Below are 1,595 nucleotides of genomic sequence, written 5' to 3' on the forward strand. Positions count from 1 at the left end.
CTTCAGCCAAGGCTACAGAGATTTTAAGCTTCGACGTATCGAGACCAACAAATACACAAGTGGTTGTTTGCATGCCTTTGCTCCTATTCGCCATAAAGAGGGACAGCACAGCCGCAAAGATCTGATCGGTCAAACTTTCAAACGACTGCTCCGTGGTGCAATGAACATACGGTCTGCCAGATGTTCTCGACCGGATTGAGCTCCGGGGCCTTGGGAGGCAAAGGCAGGATCGTGATGTTGTTCGGTACCTGAAGTTTTCCGGTCATATGCCATCCAGCCCGGTCCATCATCAGAACCGCATGCGCACCTGGAGCAACATGAGCCGAGATTTCATCGAGGTGAAGCTGCATCATGGCCGTGTTGCACCGTGGGACAACAAGACCGGCTCCCGTGCCCCTGTCCGGGCATATGGCCCCGAAGATCCATGCTGATTTCGTCCGCTGATCCTTCTGCGCTACGGGCCGGGTACCCTTGCGAGCCCACCGCCTTGTGATCTTGGTCTTCTGACCGACCCGGGCCTCGTCTTGCCACCAGATCTCTACCGGTATCTGCGGACCCAAACGGGCTCTGAGGGCCTCGAGTTCTGTGGGGAAACTTTTTTAAAAGCCTCCAGCGCATGTTCGTTCTGGCCATGGTGGCGCGGACGGGCAGTCAGCTTGACAAAACCCATGTCCTTCAAGGCTCCACGCACCGTGCTTTCGGCCACGTTCACACCGAGTTCCTCATGGAGCCAAGCAACCAGATCCTTGATCCGCCAGCGGACCACGCCATGGACTGCCGGGATCGGTCCGGCTTCAACAATCCGCGCCAGAGTTGCGCGGTGCTTTGCCGTCAGCTTGGGCACGGCACCGGGGGCTTTGCGATCAATCAGCCCTTCTGGCCCTTCGGCGTTGAAGCGCAACACCCAGTCCCGAACAATTTGTAGGGTCACTCCCCCGATCCGAGCCGCCTCAAGGCGCTTGCCGCCGTCGTAAATCGATGCAAGGGACAGCAACCGCCGCGTTTGATTGGAATCGCGTGACTGCTTGGCAAGACGCCGAAGCGTTCCGGCATCAAAATCATCGCGAAGTGTAATACGAGCACCCATGGCAAACTCCCTGTTTGCCATCGTGAATCATGATTTGCCTGGAATTGGAAAGCACAAATATGAGTCACCTATAAATGCGCTTGGTATAAACCAAGCAAAGTCGATTTTCCAACGCCATCAGGCCCGATCAATCCCACAAGACGTCCTGCCGGCAGCTCAAGCGTTACATCGTCAAGCGCCGTTTTTTTGCGATATCGGTGAGTGACCCCCACGATACGGATTGGGTTGGCTGCCGCCGATTTCATTCGAACAACTCTGGCGGGATCCGGCGATTGAGACTTTCTGGCCAGGGGGCATCGGCGTCCACGCGGACAACGGCCACGCCGCGCAGCCCGGTCTTTACATGCTCAATTCGCCCCGCCACCAGCTCCGGAGGTATCCGAACGCGAACACGAAAGACAAGCTTTTCGCGCTCATCCAGCGTTTCCACCTGTTTCGGCGTGAACTGAGCCTCGGGTGATACAAAACTGACCGTCGCCGGTATCGCGTAATCAGGCAATACGTCGAG

Annotated in this window: 3 pseudogenes; all 3 read right to left on the bottom strand. The window is 56.8% G+C overall.

What is annotated here, in order from left to right:
- Positions 1–167: 167 nt before the first annotated feature.
- A pseudogene (locus RIB87_RS11100) lies at positions 168–1,087 on the bottom strand (IS630 family transposase); the annotation flags it as partial.
- Positions 1,088–1,173: 86 nt separating this feature from the next.
- Positions 1,174–1,332, bottom strand: a pseudogene (locus tag RIB87_RS11105) (ATP-binding cassette domain-containing protein); the annotation flags it as partial.
- Positions 1,329–1,595, bottom strand: a pseudogene (locus RIB87_RS11110) (efflux transporter periplasmic adaptor subunit); the annotation flags it as partial. The pseudogenes RIB87_RS11105 and RIB87_RS11110, both read right to left, overlap by 4 nt.

Origin of the sequence: Pyruvatibacter sp. (assembly GCF_040219635.1) — a bacterium.
GTDB lineage: Bacteria > Pseudomonadota > Alphaproteobacteria > CGMCC-115125 > CGMCC-115125 > Pyruvatibacter.